Origin of the sequence: Pseudonocardia hydrocarbonoxydans (genome assembly GCF_006539565.1) — a bacterium.
Lineage (GTDB): Bacteria > Actinomycetota > Actinomycetes > Mycobacteriales > Pseudonocardiaceae > Pseudonocardia > Pseudonocardia hydrocarbonoxydans.
The window spans coordinates 37,200-51,732 of sequence record NZ_BJNG01000009.1 but is presented as its reverse complement, the minus strand read 5'-3'; the positions used below and the strand labels follow the sequence as shown (position 1 = coordinate 51,732).

The following is a 14,533-nucleotide window of genomic DNA, read 5'->3' as shown; positions in this document are numbered from 1 at the left end:
CCCCCGCCTGGAGCACCGGCCGGTGCCGGTCGCCTCGGCCGCCGCGCCGCGCAGCTACGCCTGACCCCCGCGAGTCGGGACATTCCTGCGACCGAGTCGGGCCCTCCGTGCGCACGCACCCGGCGGCGGTCTCGGTCGCACGGATCTCCCGACTCGCGGGGGTCAGTGGAGGGTGATGCGGCCCGTGCCCGCGCGGACGGTGCCGATCACCGCGGCGGGCGGGCCGAGCTCGGCGACCGCCTCCGCCGCCCGCTCCGGGGCGGCGCCGAACAGCAGGCCGCCGGAGGTCTGGGCGTCGGCGAGCAGCAGGAGGTCGACCTCGCCGAAGCGCCCCGCGTCGACGCCGGGGGCCACCCAGTCGCGGTTGCGCCGCGAGCCACCCGGGACGGTGCCGGCCTGCGCCAGCGCGCGCACGCCGTCGAGGAACGGGACGGCGGCGACGTCGATCTCCGCGTCGACGCCCGACGCCGCGGCCATCTTGGACAGGTGCCCGAGCAGCCCGAACCCGGTGACGTCGGTGCAGCCGGTGGCGCCCGCGGTGAGCGCGGCGGCCGCGGCGGGGCCGTTGCTGCGCGTCATCGACGCGACCGCCGCCTCGGCGAGGCCCGGGGGCACCGTGCCGGCCTTGATCGCCGTCGTGGCGATGCCGATGCCGAGCGCCTTGGTGAGCACCAGCGCGTCGCCGGGGCGCAGGCCGGTGTTGGTGAGGACGCGGTCGGGGTGCACCTCCCCGACGACGGCGAGGCCGTACTTGGGCTCCGGGTCGTCGACGCTGTGCCCGCCCACGACGGCGAACCCGCTCTCCGCCCCGATCTCCGCGCCGCCGGCCAGCACCTCGCCGAGCAGTGCCATCGGCAGCTCGTCCCGCGGCCAGGCCACGATGTTCAGCGCGAACAGCGGCCGCCCGCCCATCGCCCAGACGTCGGACACCGCGTTCTGTGCCGCGATCCGGCCCCAGGTGCGGGCGTCGTCGACGACGGGGGTGAAGAAGTCGGTCGTCGCGACGAGCGCGCGGTCGGCGTCGAGGCGCCAGACCGCGGCGTCGTCACCGGTCTCGGTGCCGACGAGCAGCTCCGGCGCTCCCGACGGGGTGAGGGCACCCAGGATCTCGGCCAGGTGCCCCGGGCCGAGCTTGCACCCGCACCCGGCCCCGTGGCTGAACTCGGTGAGTCGGCGGCTCGGCATGGGAGGACCCTAGGCTGACGGACGTGACCGACGTGCGACGCCTGGTGCCGCGGACCGACGCCGTGCTCGCCCAGCCCGCCGTCGCCGAGGCGGCGCGGCGGCTGGGGCGGTCGCTGGTGAAGCAGGCCGTGGTGGCCGCGCAGGGCCGGGCGCGGGTCGGCGACATCGACCCGGCCGACGTCGCCGCCACCGCGCTCGCCGCCCTGCCCGCCACCCCGACGGCGCTGACGCCGGTCGTCAACGCCACCGGGGTGCTGCTGCACACCAACCTGGGCCGCGCGCCGCTCTCCGCCGCGGCGCGGGCCGCCCTCGACGTGGCCGCGGGCACCTGCGACGTCGAGCTCGACCTGGCGACGGGCGGGCGCGGCGCCCGCGGTGTCGCCGCCACCGACGCCCTGCTCGCCGCCGTGCCCGGGGCGGCCGCGGCGCACCTGCTCAACAACGGGGCCGCGGCGATCGCGATGGTCGCCGCCGCCCTCGCCGGGGGCGGGCGCGAGATCGTCGTCGCGCGCGGGGAGCTGGTGGAGATCGGCGCCGGCTTCCGCATCCCCGACCTGCTGACGGCCACCGGCGCGCGGCTGCGCGAGGTCGGCACCACCAACCGCGTCACCCCGGCCGACTACGCCGACGCCGTCACCGACGCCACCGCGTTCGTGCTGAAGGTGCACCCGTCCAACTTCGTGGTCACCGGGTTCACCCGCTCGTGTGCCGTCGACGAGCTCACCGGGCTCGGGGTGCCGGTCGTCGCCGACATCGGCTCCGGGCTGCTCGCCCCGCACCCCCTGCTCCCCGACGAGCCGGACGCCGCCACCACCCTGGCGCAGGGCGCCGCGCTGGTCACCGCGTCCGGCGACAAGCTGCTCGGCGGCCCGCAGGCCGGGCTGCTGCTCGGGGGGCCCGGGGAGGGGGCCGGGCTCGTCGCCCGCATCCGGCGCCATCCGCTGGCCCGCGCGATGCGCGTCGACAAGCTCACCCTCGCCGCGTTCGAGGCCACCCTGCGCGGGCCGGTGCCGCCCACCCGCGCCGCGCTCGACGCCGACCCGGCCACGCTGCGGGCCCGGGCGCGGGCGGTCCTGGCGCGCCTGCCCGGGATCGACGCGGCCGTGGTCGACAGCGTGTCCACCGTCGGCGGCGGCGGCGCACCGGGCGTCACGCTGCCCAGCGCCGCGGTGTCGCTGCCCGAGCCCTACGCCGCGGCCCTGCGCGCCGGGCGGCCCGCCGTGCTGGGGCGTCTGGAGCACGGCCGGTGCCTGCTCGACCTGCGCGCCGTGCCCCCCTCGTCCGACGACACCCTGGTCGAGGCGATCACCCGCGCGCCGTGCAGGTCCTAGCCACCGCCGGGCACGTCGACCACGGCAAGTCGACGCTGGTCCGCACCCTGACCGGGATGGAGCCCGACCGCTTCGCCGAGGAGCGCCGCCGCGGCATGACCATCGACCTCGGCTTCGCCTGGACCGACCTGGGTGCCGCGGGCACCGTCGCCTTCGTCGACGTGCCGGGCCACGAGCGGTTCGTCACCACCATGCTCGCCGGGGTGGGGCCGGTGCCGGGTGTGCTGCTGGTCGTCGCCGCCGACGAGGGATGGATGCCGCAGTCCGCCGAGCACCTCGACGCCCTGGTCGCCCTCGGCGTCCGCGACGGCCTGCTGGTGATCACCCGCACCGACCTCCTGGAGCCCGACCTCGCCCTCGACGACGCCCGCGCGCACCTGCGCGGCACGCCCCTGGAGGCGGTCCCGGCCGTCGCGGTGTCGGCCCGCACCGGCGCCGGGATCGACGCCCTGCGCGCCGAGCTGGGCGCGCTGGCGCGGCGCCTGCCCGCCCCGGACGACGCCGCCGACGTCCGGCTGTGGGTCGACCGCTGCTTCACCGTGCACGGCGCGGGCACCGTCGTCACCGGCACGCTGCCGGCGGGCCGGCTGCGCGTCGGCGACGAGCTGGAGACCGCGGGCGGGCGGCGGGTGTCGGTGCGCGGGCTGCAGAGCCTCGGCGCGCCCGTCGGGGAGGCGGGCGGGGTGAGCCGGGTGGCGGTCAACCTGCGCGGCGTGCCGCGCGAGGCCCTCACCCGCGGCGACGCCCTGCTGACCCCCGGCGCGTGGCTGGCGACCGGCACCGTCGACGTCCGGCTGCGGCCCGGCGGCGGGGAGCCGCCGCGCGAGCTGACGCTGCACGTGGGCTCCGCGGCCGTCACCGTCCGGGTCCGCCCGCTGGGCCCCGACACCGCCCGGCTGCACCTGCGCGAGCCGCTGCCGCTGCGGGTCGGCGACCGGGCCGTGCTGCGCGACCCCGGCCGCCGCCGGGTGCACGCCGGCGCCACCGTGCTCGACGTCCGCCCGCCGGAGCTGCGGCGCCGCGGCGCGGCCGCCGCCCGGGCCGGCGAGCTGGCCGCGATGGGCGACCGGCCCGACCCGGCCGCCGAGCTGCGCCGCCGCGGCGTCGTGCGGCGCGCCGAGCTGGCCGCGATGGGGGTGCCCGTCGACGGGCTCGGCCCCGCCCCCGGCGGCTGGCTGATCGACCCGCAGCGGGCCGCCGCGGCCGCGCGCGACCTCGCCGCCGCCGTCGACGCCCACGACCGGGCCGACCCGCTCGACCCCGGCCTGCCCACCGAGGCCGCCCGGCGCGCGGCGGGCCTGCCCGACGCCCGGCTCGTCGACGCCGTGCTGCCCGGAGCGCCCGGGCTCGCCCACCGGGACGGGCGGGTGGTGCGTACGGCCGCCGCCGGGCTGACGCCCGCCGTCGTCACCGCGCTGGAGGCCCTGCGCGCGGACCTCGCGCGGGCGCCGTTCGCCGCTCCCGACGCGGCACGGCTGGCCGGCCTGGGTCTGGGACCGCGGGAGGTGGCGTCGCTGGTGCGCGCGGGCGAGCTGCTGCGCCTGGCCGACGGGGTGGTCCTCCTGGCCGGGGCCGACGACCGTGCGGTGCGGGCCCTGTCCGGGCTGCCCGCGGAGTTCACCGCGAGCCAGGCCCGGCAGGCGCTGGGCACCAGCCGGCGCGTCGCACTGCCGATGCTGGAGCACCTCGCGCGTACCGGCCGGACGGTCCGCACCGCCGACGGGGGCCACCGCCTGCGCGCCCCGGGTGGCACCGGGCCCCCCTGAGCCCTACCGTGTCGGTCGATGTCCGAGACGCGTGAGACCCCGACCCCCGACCCCGCCCCGACCCGTCGTGGCGGTGACACGGACGACCAGATCAGCCTGGAGGTCCGGCCCGCCGGCACCGGCCAGGTCGTGATCGAGGTCGGCGGCGAGGTCGACATGCTCACCTCCCCGCAGCTCCGGGCGGCGGTGCTCGACCGGTTCGCCCCCGACAGCGGCGTGGAGCTGGTCGTCCTCGTGCTCGACGGCGTCACGTTCCTGGGCACCAGCGGCCTCGCCGCGCTGATCGAGGTGCGCGAGGCGGCCCACGCCGCGGGCGTCGAGCTGCGGCTCGCGTGCACCGCCCGGCGGGTCCTGCGCCCGCTCACCATCGCCGGGCTGGTGCCGCTGTTCGACATCCACGACACCCTCGACGCCGCGCTCGCCGCCACCTGAGAGCACCCCGGGCCGGGGTGATTCACGTCACACCGGACGGCTTACCGCGTTTGGTCGACCGCCGGATCGGGAATCAGTGCTCCGATCGCCCGGCAGTTCCGGGCACGGACGCATGATGAGGTGACTTTCGCGATGAGCGACGTTTCCCGGCTCCCCGGTCCGATGGACCACGCCTGGCAGTGGCAGCGCCTCGGCTCGTGCCGTGGCATGGACAGCGCCAGCTTCTTCCACCCGGACGGCGAGCGGAACCCGTCGCGCGCCCGGCGCACCGCGCAGGCCAAGGAGGTCTGCCACCGGTGCCCCGTCATCGACATGTGCCGGGAGTTCGCGCTGGAGACGCGCGAGCCGTTCGGCGTGTGGGGCGGGCTGGCCGAGGCCGAGCGCCGCGTCATCCTCGAACGCCGCGGGGTCCCGCTGGCCAGCTGACCGCCCGGTCACCGCAGACGAGGACGGGCCCACCCGCGGGGGGTGGGCCCGTTCTTCCGTGTCCGGCTCAGGCGCCCTGGTAGCCGATGTTCTGGGCCTGCCACATCCAGCGGGCCTTCTCCAGCTCCGCGACGATGCCGATGAACAGGTCCTCGGTGACCGGGTCGGTCTTGCCGGTCTCCTCGATGCGCGGGCGCAGCCGCGCCACGACGCCGTCGAGCGCCTCGAACACCTGCGCGATGACGTCGCGGTCGCGCACCCAGCCCGCCACCGGCGTGGCGATGCCGGTGGTGGCGGCGACGGTGACCGTGCGGCCGTCCGGGGACACGCCGACGGCCGCGGCCCGCTCGGCGACGGTGTCGGAGAACGTGCGGGCGGTGTCGACGAGCTCGTCGAGGTGCAGGTGGACGTCGTGGAACTGGCGGCCGACCAGGTTCCAGTGCGCCTGCTTCGCGACCAGCGCCAGGTCGACCAGGTCGACCAGCGTGGCCTGCAGCGCGGCGCCGGTGACGTCGCGGGCGGCGTCGTCGAGGGTGCTGGGGATGGGGTGGGCCGGGGATGCGGCCATGACGGGACCTCCAGGGGTGGTGGTGGCGCAGTCGGTTCGGTACTCACCCGTTCCAACGGGTCGTCCGGACCCGCCATTCCACCGCGGCCGCCGACGTGGCGGGCGCCTCAGCCCGGGTCGACGACCGTCAGCTCGTGGCAGCGGTAGCGCAGCAGCGGGATGCCGTAGACCTGCGCGATGCGTTGCACCGCCCGGTCGACGACCACCCGGTCGACGCCCGCGCGCACCGCGTCGACCTGCGGTCCCAGCAGGTAGACCCCCGGCTCCGGGTCGAACCCGACCAGCTCGCTCAGCGCCGCCACCAGGTCGTCCTCGGCACCGGGCCCCAGCGGGGAGCGCAGGCCCAGCCGGTGCACCGTCAGGCCGGGGAGCCCGAGCTCGGCGACGCGGGCCCGCAGCGCGTCGCCGCCGTCCTCGTCGTCCCAGTCGCCGTCCTCGTCGTCGAGGTCGGTCGCGCCGTCGTCGAGCAGCACCGCGTCGCCGACGCCCAGCACCCCGACCGGGGCCGGGCCGCCCACCGGGTCGTCGTCGCAGGCGACCAGCAGGTCGATCGACCGGCCGCCCTCGAGCAGGCGCACGAGATCGGACCCCGGCCGCAGCAGCTCCACGGTGCACACCGAGACGGCGACGAGGCGCCGCTCGGTGACCGGCCGGACGGACCGCCCGGCCGCCGCCGGAGCCTCGGGCGACGGCAGCGCGCCCGCCGGAACCGCGACCATCCACTGCCCCCTCGCCCCGGCCGTCGACACGCTCCGGGACGGGCGCGGATCAGCTCTACCGCGCCGAGTCAACCGTGTCCCGGCGACGGTCCCCGCATCATGCACGGGTACATACGCCCAGCGGCCCGGAACGATCTCCGAGCGGCCGGTCGCCCGGCCGGTGCCCCGGCCTCAGCCGGTGATCCGGACCGCCAGCAGCGCCACGTCGTCCGTCAGGCGGGTGGGCGCGCACGCGGCCAGCACCCGCTCGACGAGGTCCTCCGCGGCGACCCCCGCCGGCTGTGCCGCGACGGTGTCCTCCAGCAGCCGGGTGCGCTCGTCGGCGTCGTGGCCCGCCACGTCGGTGAGCCCGTCGGTGTAGAGCAGCAGGACCGAGCCGCGCGGGCACCGCAGGTCCTCGACCGCCCGCGCGCCGCCCGCGGCGTGCCCGAACAGCGGCACCGCGCCGATCATCGGCGACCGCTGCTCGTCGAGGCGGCGCAGCGAGCCGTCGGGCGCCAGCAGCAGCGGTGCCGGGTGCCCGGCGTTGGCGTAGCGGACCACCCGCACGCCGTCGGCGTCGGGCGCCTCGATGCGGGCGTAGAACGCGGTGGCCATGGCGGCCATCTCCAGGCCCTGCACCAGCTGGTCGCAGCGGTCGAGGACCGAGCCGGGGCCGCGACCCTCCCAGGCGTAGGAGCGGACGACACCGCGCAGCTGCCCCATCGCGGCGGCCGCCGCGAGGTCGTGCCCGACGACGTCGCCCACCGCGATGCCGACGGCGCCGTCGGGCAGCGGCAGCACGTCGTACCAGTCGCCGCCGACCTGGTTGCCGTCGGCGCCGACGAGGTAGCGCGCCGCCACCTGCAGCCCGTCGACCTCGGGCACCACCGGCAGCAGGCTGCGCTGCAGCGTGGCCGCCGCGGCGTGCTCCACCTCGTAGAGCCGGGCGTTGTCGACCGTCAGACCGGCGCGTCCGGCCAGGTCGGTGGCCAGGTGCAGGTCGCGCGAGCCGTAGCGGCGGCCGTAGGGCAGCTGGGTGAGCAGCGTCAGCGTGCCGAGCACCCGCCCGCGCGCCCGGATCGGCACCACCATCGCCGAGCGCAGCCGCAGCGCGTCGTACACGCGGGCGGCCTCCGGGTCGCCGGGGTGCCGCTCGGCCCCGGTGTCGGGCAGCTCCGCGATCAGCTGCGGGAGGTCGCCCGCGAGCACCCGGCCGGTGTCGCTGGACGCGCCGGCGCGGTAGCCCCGCAGCTCGCCCAGCAGGCGCAGCCGGTCCTCGTCGGCGACGTCGCGGGCGGCGACGGCCAGCCGCGTCGGGGCGGCGACGCCCGGCCGGTCGAGCAGGTCGATCGCGCACAGGTCCGCCAGCTGCGGCACCACGATGCGGGCCAGCCGCGCGCAGGCGTCGGCGACGTCGAGGGCCTCGGTCATCTGCGTGGTGGCCTCGGCGAGCAGGCGCAGCTGGCTGCGGCTGGACTCCGCGTCGGCCAGCGCCGTGGCGCGCTCCTGCTCCACCGTCACCCGCTCGGTGACGTCGTTCTGCACGCCGACGAAGTTGACCAGCTCACCCGACCCGTCGAAGACCGGGGAGATCGAGACCTGGTTCCAGTACGCCGACCCGTCCTTGCGGTAGTTGAGCAGCAGCGAGGTGAACGGCTCGCGGCGGCGCAGCGCGTCGGCGATCCGCTCGACGGTGGCCCGGTCGGTGTTGGGGCCCTGCAGCAGCCGGCAGTTGCGGCCCACCACCTCCTCGAAGGAGTAGCCGGTGAGCCGGGTGAAGGAGGGGTTGACCCAGACCAGCGGGTCGTCGGGCAGGCGCGGGTCGGTGATCGTGAACGACATCTCGGTGGCGACGACGGCCCGGTCGCGCAGCACCTCCAGGCGCCTGCGGTCGCCGTGCTCGGTGCCGGAGATCTGCAGGAACACCACCAGGGCCCGGGTCTCCAGCCCGGCCCCCTCCGGGACCGGGCCCGCCCCGGCGAGGCCGAACCCGGTGACCCACAGCAGCCGGCCCTCGCTCGCGTCGCGCTGCTCGGCCGTGACGGTGGACCCGCGCCGGGCGGCGTCGTGCACCGCCACCGGCTCCCCGGCGACGGGCACCCCGGCCGCCACCAGCGACAGCGGCGAGGTCGTGTCGCTCATCCGCATGCCACCGAGGTCGGTGAGCCCGGCCGCGTCACCCCAGGCGTCGACGTCGACGGGCAGGGCCACCCGGTCGCCGGTCAGCTCGATGGCCGCGGCGTTGGCGTAGACGACCTCGCGGCTGGCCAGGTCGATCATCAGGACGGCGGCCGGGGCGCCGTGCAGGACGTGCGGCAGGTCGGCGGCCGCGAGGCCGACCGCCGCGGAGACATCGGTCACGGCGACACTTTAGGAGACGTCGCCAGCGCGCGCCTGCCGCGACCGCCGACGGTAGGGTCGTACCCGAGAGCGGTTGAGTGCACAGCCGCCGCCGCGCGCCGGCCCGACCGGCGCGCCGTCCGCGCCCCTGCCCGCGGACCGTTCTTCCCCTGTGCGTGGAGGTCCCGCAGTGTTCGACACGATTCCGTCAGCGACCGGCGACGACGCCGCCGCGCAGGCGATCGTCACCGCCCTCACCCGCCCGCAGTCGGGTACCGCGCTGCTCACCGTCGCCGGTGAGATCGACACCGTCACCGCCCCGCACCTCGAGGTGGCGCTCGACACGCTGGTCGGCGCCACCGACGGCACGCTGGTGGCCGACCTCACCGGCATCACCTTCCTCGCCTCCAGCGGGCTCGCAGTGCTCATCCAGGCCGCCCACCGGGCCGACCGCTCCGGACGGCGGCTCCGACTGGTCGTCTCCGGCCGCCAGGTGCGGCGCCCGCTGGAGATCACCGGCACCGACCAGCTGTTCGACATGTACACCGATCGCGCCTCCGCAGGCCTCGCCTGCGACGATTGAGCCGCGCCTCGATTGATCTCCCCCGTCCGGGGTAGCAAGATGGCCCCGCACGTCCCCGCGCCCGACCCGGAAGGAGACCGGCAGCGTGTCCGATCTGGACTCCCCCCACCCCGCCGAGACGCTCGACGGGGTGTCCACCGTGGAGGTCCGGACCTCGGCCAGCGCGGCGCTCATCCCGACCATCCGGGCCGTCGCCTCCGACCTCGCCGCGCGGGCCGACTTCGACCTCGACGCCATCTCCGACCTGCGGATGGCCGTCGACGAGGCGTGCGCCACGCTCGTCGACGTCGCCGCGCCGCGCTCGGCGCTGCGCTGCACCTTCCACGTCCGCGTCGACGGCATCGAGGTGCGTGTGGAGGTCGAGGTCGACGAGCCGGCCGCGACGGTCTCCACCGACACCTTCGGCTGGCGGGTCCTGCAGACCCTCGCCGACGAGGTCGACGTCCTGGCCGCCCCCACCGCCGACGGCGGGCGTCCGACGGTGGGCATCCGACTGGACAAGCTCGCCGGCGACCCACCCCGGTGACCAGGGGCGACACCGAGTACGGCCATCTGGTCCCCCTGCTCGAACGCTACGCCGCACTGGCCGAGGACGATCCCGCACGCGAACGCCTGCGGGACGAGCTGGTCACCGGCTACCTCCCCGTGGCCCAGCACATCGCCCGGCGCTTCGCGCACCGCGGCGAGCCCCTCGACGACCTCGTCCAGGTCGCCACCGTGGGGCTGATCAACGCCGTCGACCGCTTCTCCCCCGACCGCGGGACGGACTTCTTCTCCTTCGCCGTGCCCACCATCAGCGGCGAGGTGCGGCGCCACTTCCGCGACCTCGGCTGGTCGATGCGGGTGCCGCGGCGGCTCAAGGACCTGCACGTGTCGATCAACGGCGCGGTGTCGCACCTGGCCCAGGAGATCGGGCGCGCGCCCCGGCCCACCGAGATCGCCCAGCACCTCGGCATCCCCGTCTCCGACGTGCTGGAGGGCCTGGAGGCCTCGGAGGTCTACCGCAGCTCCTCCCTCGACGAGATGCTGTCCTCCGACGCCGGCAGCGCCACCGTCGGCGAGCTGGTCGGCGAGGCCGACGCCGAGCTCGACCGCGTCGACGTCATGCAGGCCCTGCGGCCGGTGATGAGCGAGCTGCCCGAGCGGGAACGCACGATCGTGCTGCTGCGGTTCTTCGGCAACCGCACGCAGACCCAGATCGCCGAGGAGGTGGGGATCTCCCAGATGCACGTCTCCCGGCTGCTCTCCCAGACCCTCGACCGGCTGCGCAGCCGGCTGGATCCCGAGACCCGCGTGGGTTGACCGGGTCGCATGGGTTTGGATGAACCCATGCAACCCGAGCACGTGCTGGTGGTGGGGGCGGGGCTGGGCGGCCTGCGGACGGCGGAGCGGCTGCGCGCGGCGGGCCACCAGGGCCGGATCAGCCTCGTCGGGGCGGAGCCGCACCCGCCCTACGACCGCCCGCCGCTGTCCAAGCAGGTCCTCACCGGGGCGTGGGAGCCGGATCGGGCCACCCTGCGCGACGCGGGCGCGCTCGCCGAGCTGGGCGTCCGGGCGCACCTGGGCACCCCCGCCGTCGCGCTGCGCCACGGCGAGCGCGGCACGATCGCGCTGGAGCTGGCCGACGGGTCGTCACTGCACGGTGACGCCGCCGTCGTCGCCACCGGGGTGGAGGCGCGCATGCTGCCCGGCCAGCCCGCCTCGGCGTTCACCCTGCGCACCCTCGACGACTCCCTGGCCCTGCGCGCGGCCCTGGACGGCGCGTCGTCGCTGCTCGTCGTCGGCGGGGGGTTCATCGGGGCGGAGGTCGCGAGCGCGGCCGTCGGGCACGGCCTGGCCGTCACCGTGCTGGAGGCCGCCGCCGTGCCCGCCGAGCGGGCGCTGGGCCCGGTGCTGGGCGGTCTCGCCGGGCGGTTGATGAGCGAGGCCGGGGTCGACCTGCGCACCGGCACCGCGCTCACCGGGTTCACCGGGGCGGGCGTCGCGCTCGCCGACGGCACCGAGCTCTCCGCCGACGTGCTGGTCGTCGGCGTCGGGGGGGTTCCGCGGCTGGACTGGATCGCCGACGGCCGCGACCTCGACGTCACCGACGGGTTGCCCTGCGGGCCCACCGGCCGCGTGCACGGTCTGCCGGGAGTCTGGGCCGTCGGCGACGTCGCCGCGTGGGACGGGCGCCGCACGGAGCACTGGACCAGCGCGGGCGACCAGGCCGCCGCGGTGGCGCACGACATCCTCGGCGTCGCGCCGCCGCCGCCGCCCGTGCCCTATTTCTGGTCCGACCAGTTCGGGCTCAAGATCCAGCTCGTCGGCCATCCCGACGGCGCCGACGAGGTGCTGCCCCTGCTCGGCGCGGGCCTCGACGGCGGCGCGGTGCGCGGCACGGTGGCCGGCTACCTGGCCGGCGGCAGGCTCGTCGCCGTCGCGGGGTTCGGGGCGGCGCGCCACGTCGCCCGCTTCCGGGCGCCGGTGGCCGACGGCGCCGACCGGGCCGCGGCGCTCGAGCTGGCCGCCGCGCAGCGCTAGCGGAACATCTTCCTCAGGATCGCCAGACCCACGAGCGCACCGACGGCCATCAGGCCGTACTTGATCCGGGGGTCGGCCAGCTTGGCCTGGACCGCCTCGCGGCCCTGGTCGGCGAACCGCTTCGGGCTCGCCTTCTCGCCGAGCGCGTCGAGGCTCTCGGCGAGGGCGTCCCTGGCCTTCTCGATCTCGCGCTGGATGGTGTCCGGGTCGCGGGCCACGACGCCTCCTGTGTAGTACGGCCGGTGCAGGTGGCCACCGTAGATCACACGGTGTCGGGGGGCCGTGCCAGGATCGCGCGCATGACCAACCGCCTCTCCCCCGGTGACGCTGCGCCGGAGTTCACCCTGCCCGACGCCGACGGCAAGCCCGTGTCGCTGTCGGACTACCGCGGCCGCCGGGTCGTCGTCTACTTCTACCCGGCCGCCGCCACCCCCGGCTGCACGAAGCAGGCCTGCGACTTCCGCGACAGCCTCGCCGACCTCGGCGACGCCGGCCTCGACGTCGTCGGCATCTCCCCGGACAAGCCGGCCAAGCTCGCGAAGTTCCGCGACAAGGAGGGCCTGACGTTCCCGCTGCTGTCCGACGAGGACCGCTCCGTGCTCACGGCGTGGGGTGCGTTCGGGGAGAAGACGATGTACGGCAAGACCGTCACCGGCGTCATCCGCTCGACCTTCGTCGTCGACGCCGACGGCAAGATCGAGGTGGCCCAGTACAACGTCCGCGCCACCGGGCACGTGGCCAAGCTGCGGCGGGACCTCAAGGTCTGATCCGCACCCGCATCGAACACATGTTCGATACGATGGGCGGATGCCGCGCCCCCGGAGCTGGACCGACGACCAGCTCGCCGCCGCCGTGGCGGCGAGCCGCACGCTGAGCGAGGTGCACGTGCGGCTCGGTCTGCGGGCCGGGAGGTACGACTCGATGCGGGCGCACATCGCCCGGTTGGGTCTCGACGCGACGCACCTCCCGACGGCCGCACCCGGCTCCCCCCGCAAGCGGCTGAGCTGGACCGACGACGACCTCGCCCGGGCCGTCGCCGACAGCGTCTCGGTCAGCGAGGTTTGCCGCCGTTTGGGATACCGGCCGAGCGGTGGCATGCACCGGCTCATGGTCGGCCACATCCGGCGGCTAGGGCTCGACATCTCGCACTTCACCGGTCAGGGGTGGAACAGGGGCCACACCGGTGCAGGGCGGCGCGTCGTGCCGTTGGAGGGCATTCTGGTCCGTGGCTCGACCTACCGCGCTGGCGGGCGACTGCGAAAACGCCTGATCAGAGCAGGCCTGAAGCCGGGACACTGCGAGGAGTGCAGCCTGGCGGAGTGGCGCGGACGGCCGCTGCCGTTGGCGCTGGACCACATCAACGGCGACCACACCGACAACCGACTGGAGAATCTCCGTATCCTGTGCCCGAACTGCCACGCCCTCACCGACACCTGGTGTGGGCGGAACGCCGGCGTAGCCCAACGGGAGAGGCGCAACTTTTAGGTAGTTGACAGTGCGGGTTCGAATCCCGCCGCCGGCACCACTACCCGGTCGGCACCACGGCGGGCCGCCGGGCCGCGAGCAGCGCCCCGCCGACCCCCACCAGCCCGCCCACCAGCGAGACGGCCAGCAGCACCGGGTGCGGCGTGCCACCCGTCGCGGCGTCACCCAGCACCACCACGGCGACGGTGCCGGGCAGGATCCCCAGGACGGTGCCCAGCACGTAGGGGACGAAGCGCACCCCGGACAGGCCCGCGGCGTAGTTGAGCATCGCGAAGGGCACCATCGGGATCAGCCGCAGCGACAGGACGGCGAGCAGGCCGCTGCGGTCGAGGCGGGCGCGCACCCAGGCCACGCCGCGGCGGTGCGCGTGCCGGTCCACGAACGCGCCGCCGAGCAGCCGCACCAGCCAGAACGCACCGGCCGCGGCGAGCGTGGTGCCGGCGACGGCCAGCAGCACCCCGGTGACGGAGCCGAACAGCACCCCGGCGGCCACGGTGAACACCGTGCGCGGCACGGGTGCCACCGTGACCACCCCGGAGAGCAGCACGAACAGCAGCGGCGCCCACACCCCCGACTCCTCGACGGCCCCGCGGACGTCGGGCAGGCCCACCGAGCGGACGACCAGCACGACGGCCACGGCGGCGGCGAGCGCGACGAGGCCGGCGGCCACGCGGCGGGGGTTCACGGCGACGACGGTACCGACGCCGGGGCCCCGCCGGCCGCCCCGGGTGACGAACCCCCCGCCCCGTCACCCGCCGGACACCCGCCGGTCACCGGGCTACCGTGATCACGTGACCGAACCGGTGCCCCTCGACCTCGATCCCGACGGACTGGCCGTGCGCCGCGAGGTGCTCGGCCCCGAGTACGTCGACGCCGCACTGGCCCGCGTCGACGCGACCACGGCCGACTTCCAGGAGATGATCACGAAGTACGCCTGGGGCCACATCTGGACGCGCCCGGGCATCGACCGGCGCATGCGCAGCGCGGTCACCCTCACCGCGCTGGTCGCGCACGGCCACCTCGCCGAGCTGGAGCTGCACCTGCGTGCCGCGCTGCGCAACGGGCTGACCCGCGAGGAGATCGTCGAGGTCCTGCTGCAGACCGCGGTCTACTGCGGCGTCCCGGCCGCCAACTCGGCCTTCGCCGTGGCCCGCCGCGTCCTGGCCGAGGAGCCGTCGCCGCCCGCCTGACCC

Annotated in this window: 17 protein-coding genes and 1 tRNA gene; 12 read left to right on the top strand and 6 right to left on the bottom strand. The window is 76.3% G+C overall.

Features of this window, described 5'->3' with window-relative positions:
- Nucleotides 1-162: 162 nt before the first annotated feature.
- Nucleotides 163-1,185, bottom strand: a complete 1,023-nt coding sequence (selD, locus tag PHY01_RS05315; protein WP_141277394.1) for a selenide, water dikinase SelD — start codon at nucleotides 1,183-1,185, stop codon at nucleotides 163-165.
- A gap of 23 nt (nucleotides 1,186-1,208) precedes the next feature.
- Between selD and selA the strand changes: the two genes are divergently transcribed.
- The 4 genes from selA (at nucleotide 1,209) to PHY01_RS05295 (ending at nucleotide 5,140) form a co-directional block, all read left to right on the top strand.
- Nucleotides 1,209-2,516: an L-seryl-tRNA(Sec) selenium transferase gene (selA, locus tag PHY01_RS05310; RefSeq protein ID WP_141277393.1), complete on the top strand. Its 1,308-nt coding sequence runs from the start codon at nucleotides 1,209-1,211 to the stop codon at nucleotides 2,514-2,516.
- Entirely contained in the window at nucleotides 2,504-4,282 is a 1,779-nt protein-coding gene (gene selB, locus PHY01_RS05305) for a selenocysteine-specific translation elongation factor (protein ID WP_141277392.1), read from the top strand. Before selA ends, selB begins: the two co-directional genes overlap by 13 nt.
- An 18-nt stretch (nucleotides 4,283-4,300) precedes the next feature.
- Complete coding sequence (locus PHY01_RS05300; RefSeq protein ID WP_141277391.1) at nucleotides 4,301-4,714, top strand: STAS domain-containing protein; 414 nt, start codon at nucleotides 4,301-4,303, stop codon at nucleotides 4,712-4,714.
- 132 nt (nucleotides 4,715-4,846) lie between these two features.
- Nucleotides 4,847-5,140: a WhiB family transcriptional regulator gene (locus PHY01_RS05295; protein ID WP_141277390.1), complete on the top strand. Its 294-nt coding sequence runs from the start codon at nucleotides 4,847-4,849 to the stop codon at nucleotides 5,138-5,140.
- A gap of 67 nt (nucleotides 5,141-5,207) precedes the next feature.
- Here the strand turns inward: PHY01_RS05295 and PHY01_RS05290 are convergent, their stop codons facing one another.
- The 3 genes from PHY01_RS05290 to PHY01_RS05280 form a co-directional block, all read right to left on the bottom strand.
- On the bottom strand, nucleotides 5,208-5,708 hold the full coding sequence (locus PHY01_RS05290) for a Dps family protein (RefSeq protein WP_141277389.1): 501 nt from the start codon (nucleotides 5,706-5,708) through the stop codon (nucleotides 5,208-5,210).
- A 107-nt stretch (nucleotides 5,709-5,815) separates the two neighbouring features.
- Nucleotides 5,816-6,427 carry a hypothetical protein gene (locus tag PHY01_RS05285; RefSeq protein ID WP_141277388.1) on the bottom strand — a complete coding sequence of 204 codons (612 nt, stop codon included), beginning with the start codon at nucleotides 6,425-6,427 and terminating at the stop codon, nucleotides 5,816-5,818.
- A gap of 171 nt (nucleotides 6,428-6,598) precedes the next feature.
- Nucleotides 6,599-8,770: a SpoIIE family protein phosphatase gene (locus PHY01_RS05280; protein WP_141277387.1), complete on the bottom strand. Its 2,172-nt coding sequence runs from the start codon at nucleotides 8,768-8,770 to the stop codon at nucleotides 6,599-6,601.
- 169 nt (nucleotides 8,771-8,939) lie between these two features.
- Between PHY01_RS05280 and PHY01_RS05275 the strand changes: the two genes are divergently transcribed.
- From PHY01_RS05275 to PHY01_RS05260, 4 genes are all read left to right on the top strand, one after another.
- Nucleotides 8,940-9,332: an STAS domain-containing protein gene (locus PHY01_RS05275; RefSeq protein ID WP_170183648.1), complete on the top strand. Its 393-nt coding sequence runs from the start codon at nucleotides 8,940-8,942 to the stop codon at nucleotides 9,330-9,332.
- An 85-nt stretch (nucleotides 9,333-9,417) separates the two neighbouring features.
- On the top strand, nucleotides 9,418-9,858 hold the full coding sequence (locus tag PHY01_RS05270; protein WP_141277385.1) for an ATP-binding protein: 441 nt from the start codon (nucleotides 9,418-9,420) through the stop codon (nucleotides 9,856-9,858).
- Entirely contained in the window at nucleotides 9,855-10,634 is a 780-nt protein-coding gene (locus PHY01_RS05265) for a SigB/SigF/SigG family RNA polymerase sigma factor (protein ID WP_141277384.1), read from the top strand. The genes PHY01_RS05270 and PHY01_RS05265 overlap by 4 nt, the downstream gene beginning before the upstream one ends.
- A 27-nt stretch (nucleotides 10,635-10,661) precedes the next feature.
- On the top strand, nucleotides 10,662-11,855 hold the full coding sequence (locus tag PHY01_RS05260) for an NAD(P)/FAD-dependent oxidoreductase (protein WP_141277383.1): 1,194 nt from the start codon (nucleotides 10,662-10,664) through the stop codon (nucleotides 11,853-11,855).
- On the opposite strand, the gene PHY01_RS05255 is transcribed toward PHY01_RS05260, so the two are convergent.
- Nucleotides 11,852-12,073 carry a DUF3618 domain-containing protein gene (locus tag PHY01_RS05255; protein ID WP_141277382.1) on the bottom strand — a complete coding sequence of 74 codons (222 nt, stop codon included), beginning with the start codon at nucleotides 12,071-12,073 and terminating at the stop codon, nucleotides 11,852-11,854. The two genes, PHY01_RS05260 and PHY01_RS05255, sit on opposite strands and share 4 nt — an antisense overlap.
- An 81-nt stretch (nucleotides 12,074-12,154) precedes the next feature.
- On the opposite strand from PHY01_RS05255, the gene bcp reads away from it, so the two are divergent.
- From bcp to PHY01_RS05240, 3 genes are all read left to right on the top strand, one after another.
- Nucleotides 12,155-12,622, top strand: a complete 468-nt coding sequence (gene bcp / locus PHY01_RS05250) for a thioredoxin-dependent thiol peroxidase (RefSeq protein ID WP_141277381.1) — start codon at nucleotides 12,155-12,157, stop codon at nucleotides 12,620-12,622.
- A 40-nt stretch (nucleotides 12,623-12,662) separates the two neighbouring features.
- Nucleotides 12,663-13,340 carry an HNH endonuclease gene (locus PHY01_RS05245; RefSeq protein ID WP_141277380.1) on the top strand — a complete coding sequence of 226 codons (678 nt, stop codon included), beginning with the start codon at nucleotides 12,663-12,665 and terminating at the stop codon, nucleotides 13,338-13,340.
- A tRNA-Leu gene (locus tag PHY01_RS05240) sits at nucleotides 13,305-13,380 on the top strand. The genes PHY01_RS05245 and PHY01_RS05240 overlap by 36 nt, the downstream gene beginning before the upstream one ends.
- Here PHY01_RS05240 and PHY01_RS05235 read toward each other — a convergent pair.
- On the bottom strand, nucleotides 13,381-14,025 hold the full coding sequence (locus tag PHY01_RS05235; protein ID WP_141277379.1) for a TVP38/TMEM64 family protein: 645 nt from the start codon (nucleotides 14,023-14,025) through the stop codon (nucleotides 13,381-13,383).
- Nucleotides 14,026-14,131: 106 nt separating this feature from the next.
- Here PHY01_RS05235 and PHY01_RS05230 point away from each other — a divergent pair, with 106 nt between their 5' ends.
- Nucleotides 14,132-14,530 (top strand): carboxymuconolactone decarboxylase family protein, encoded by a 399-nt coding sequence (locus PHY01_RS05230; protein ID WP_141277378.1) that lies wholly within the window; start codon nucleotides 14,132-14,134, stop codon nucleotides 14,528-14,530.
- The last annotated feature ends 3 nt before the right edge of the window (nucleotides 14,531-14,533 follow it).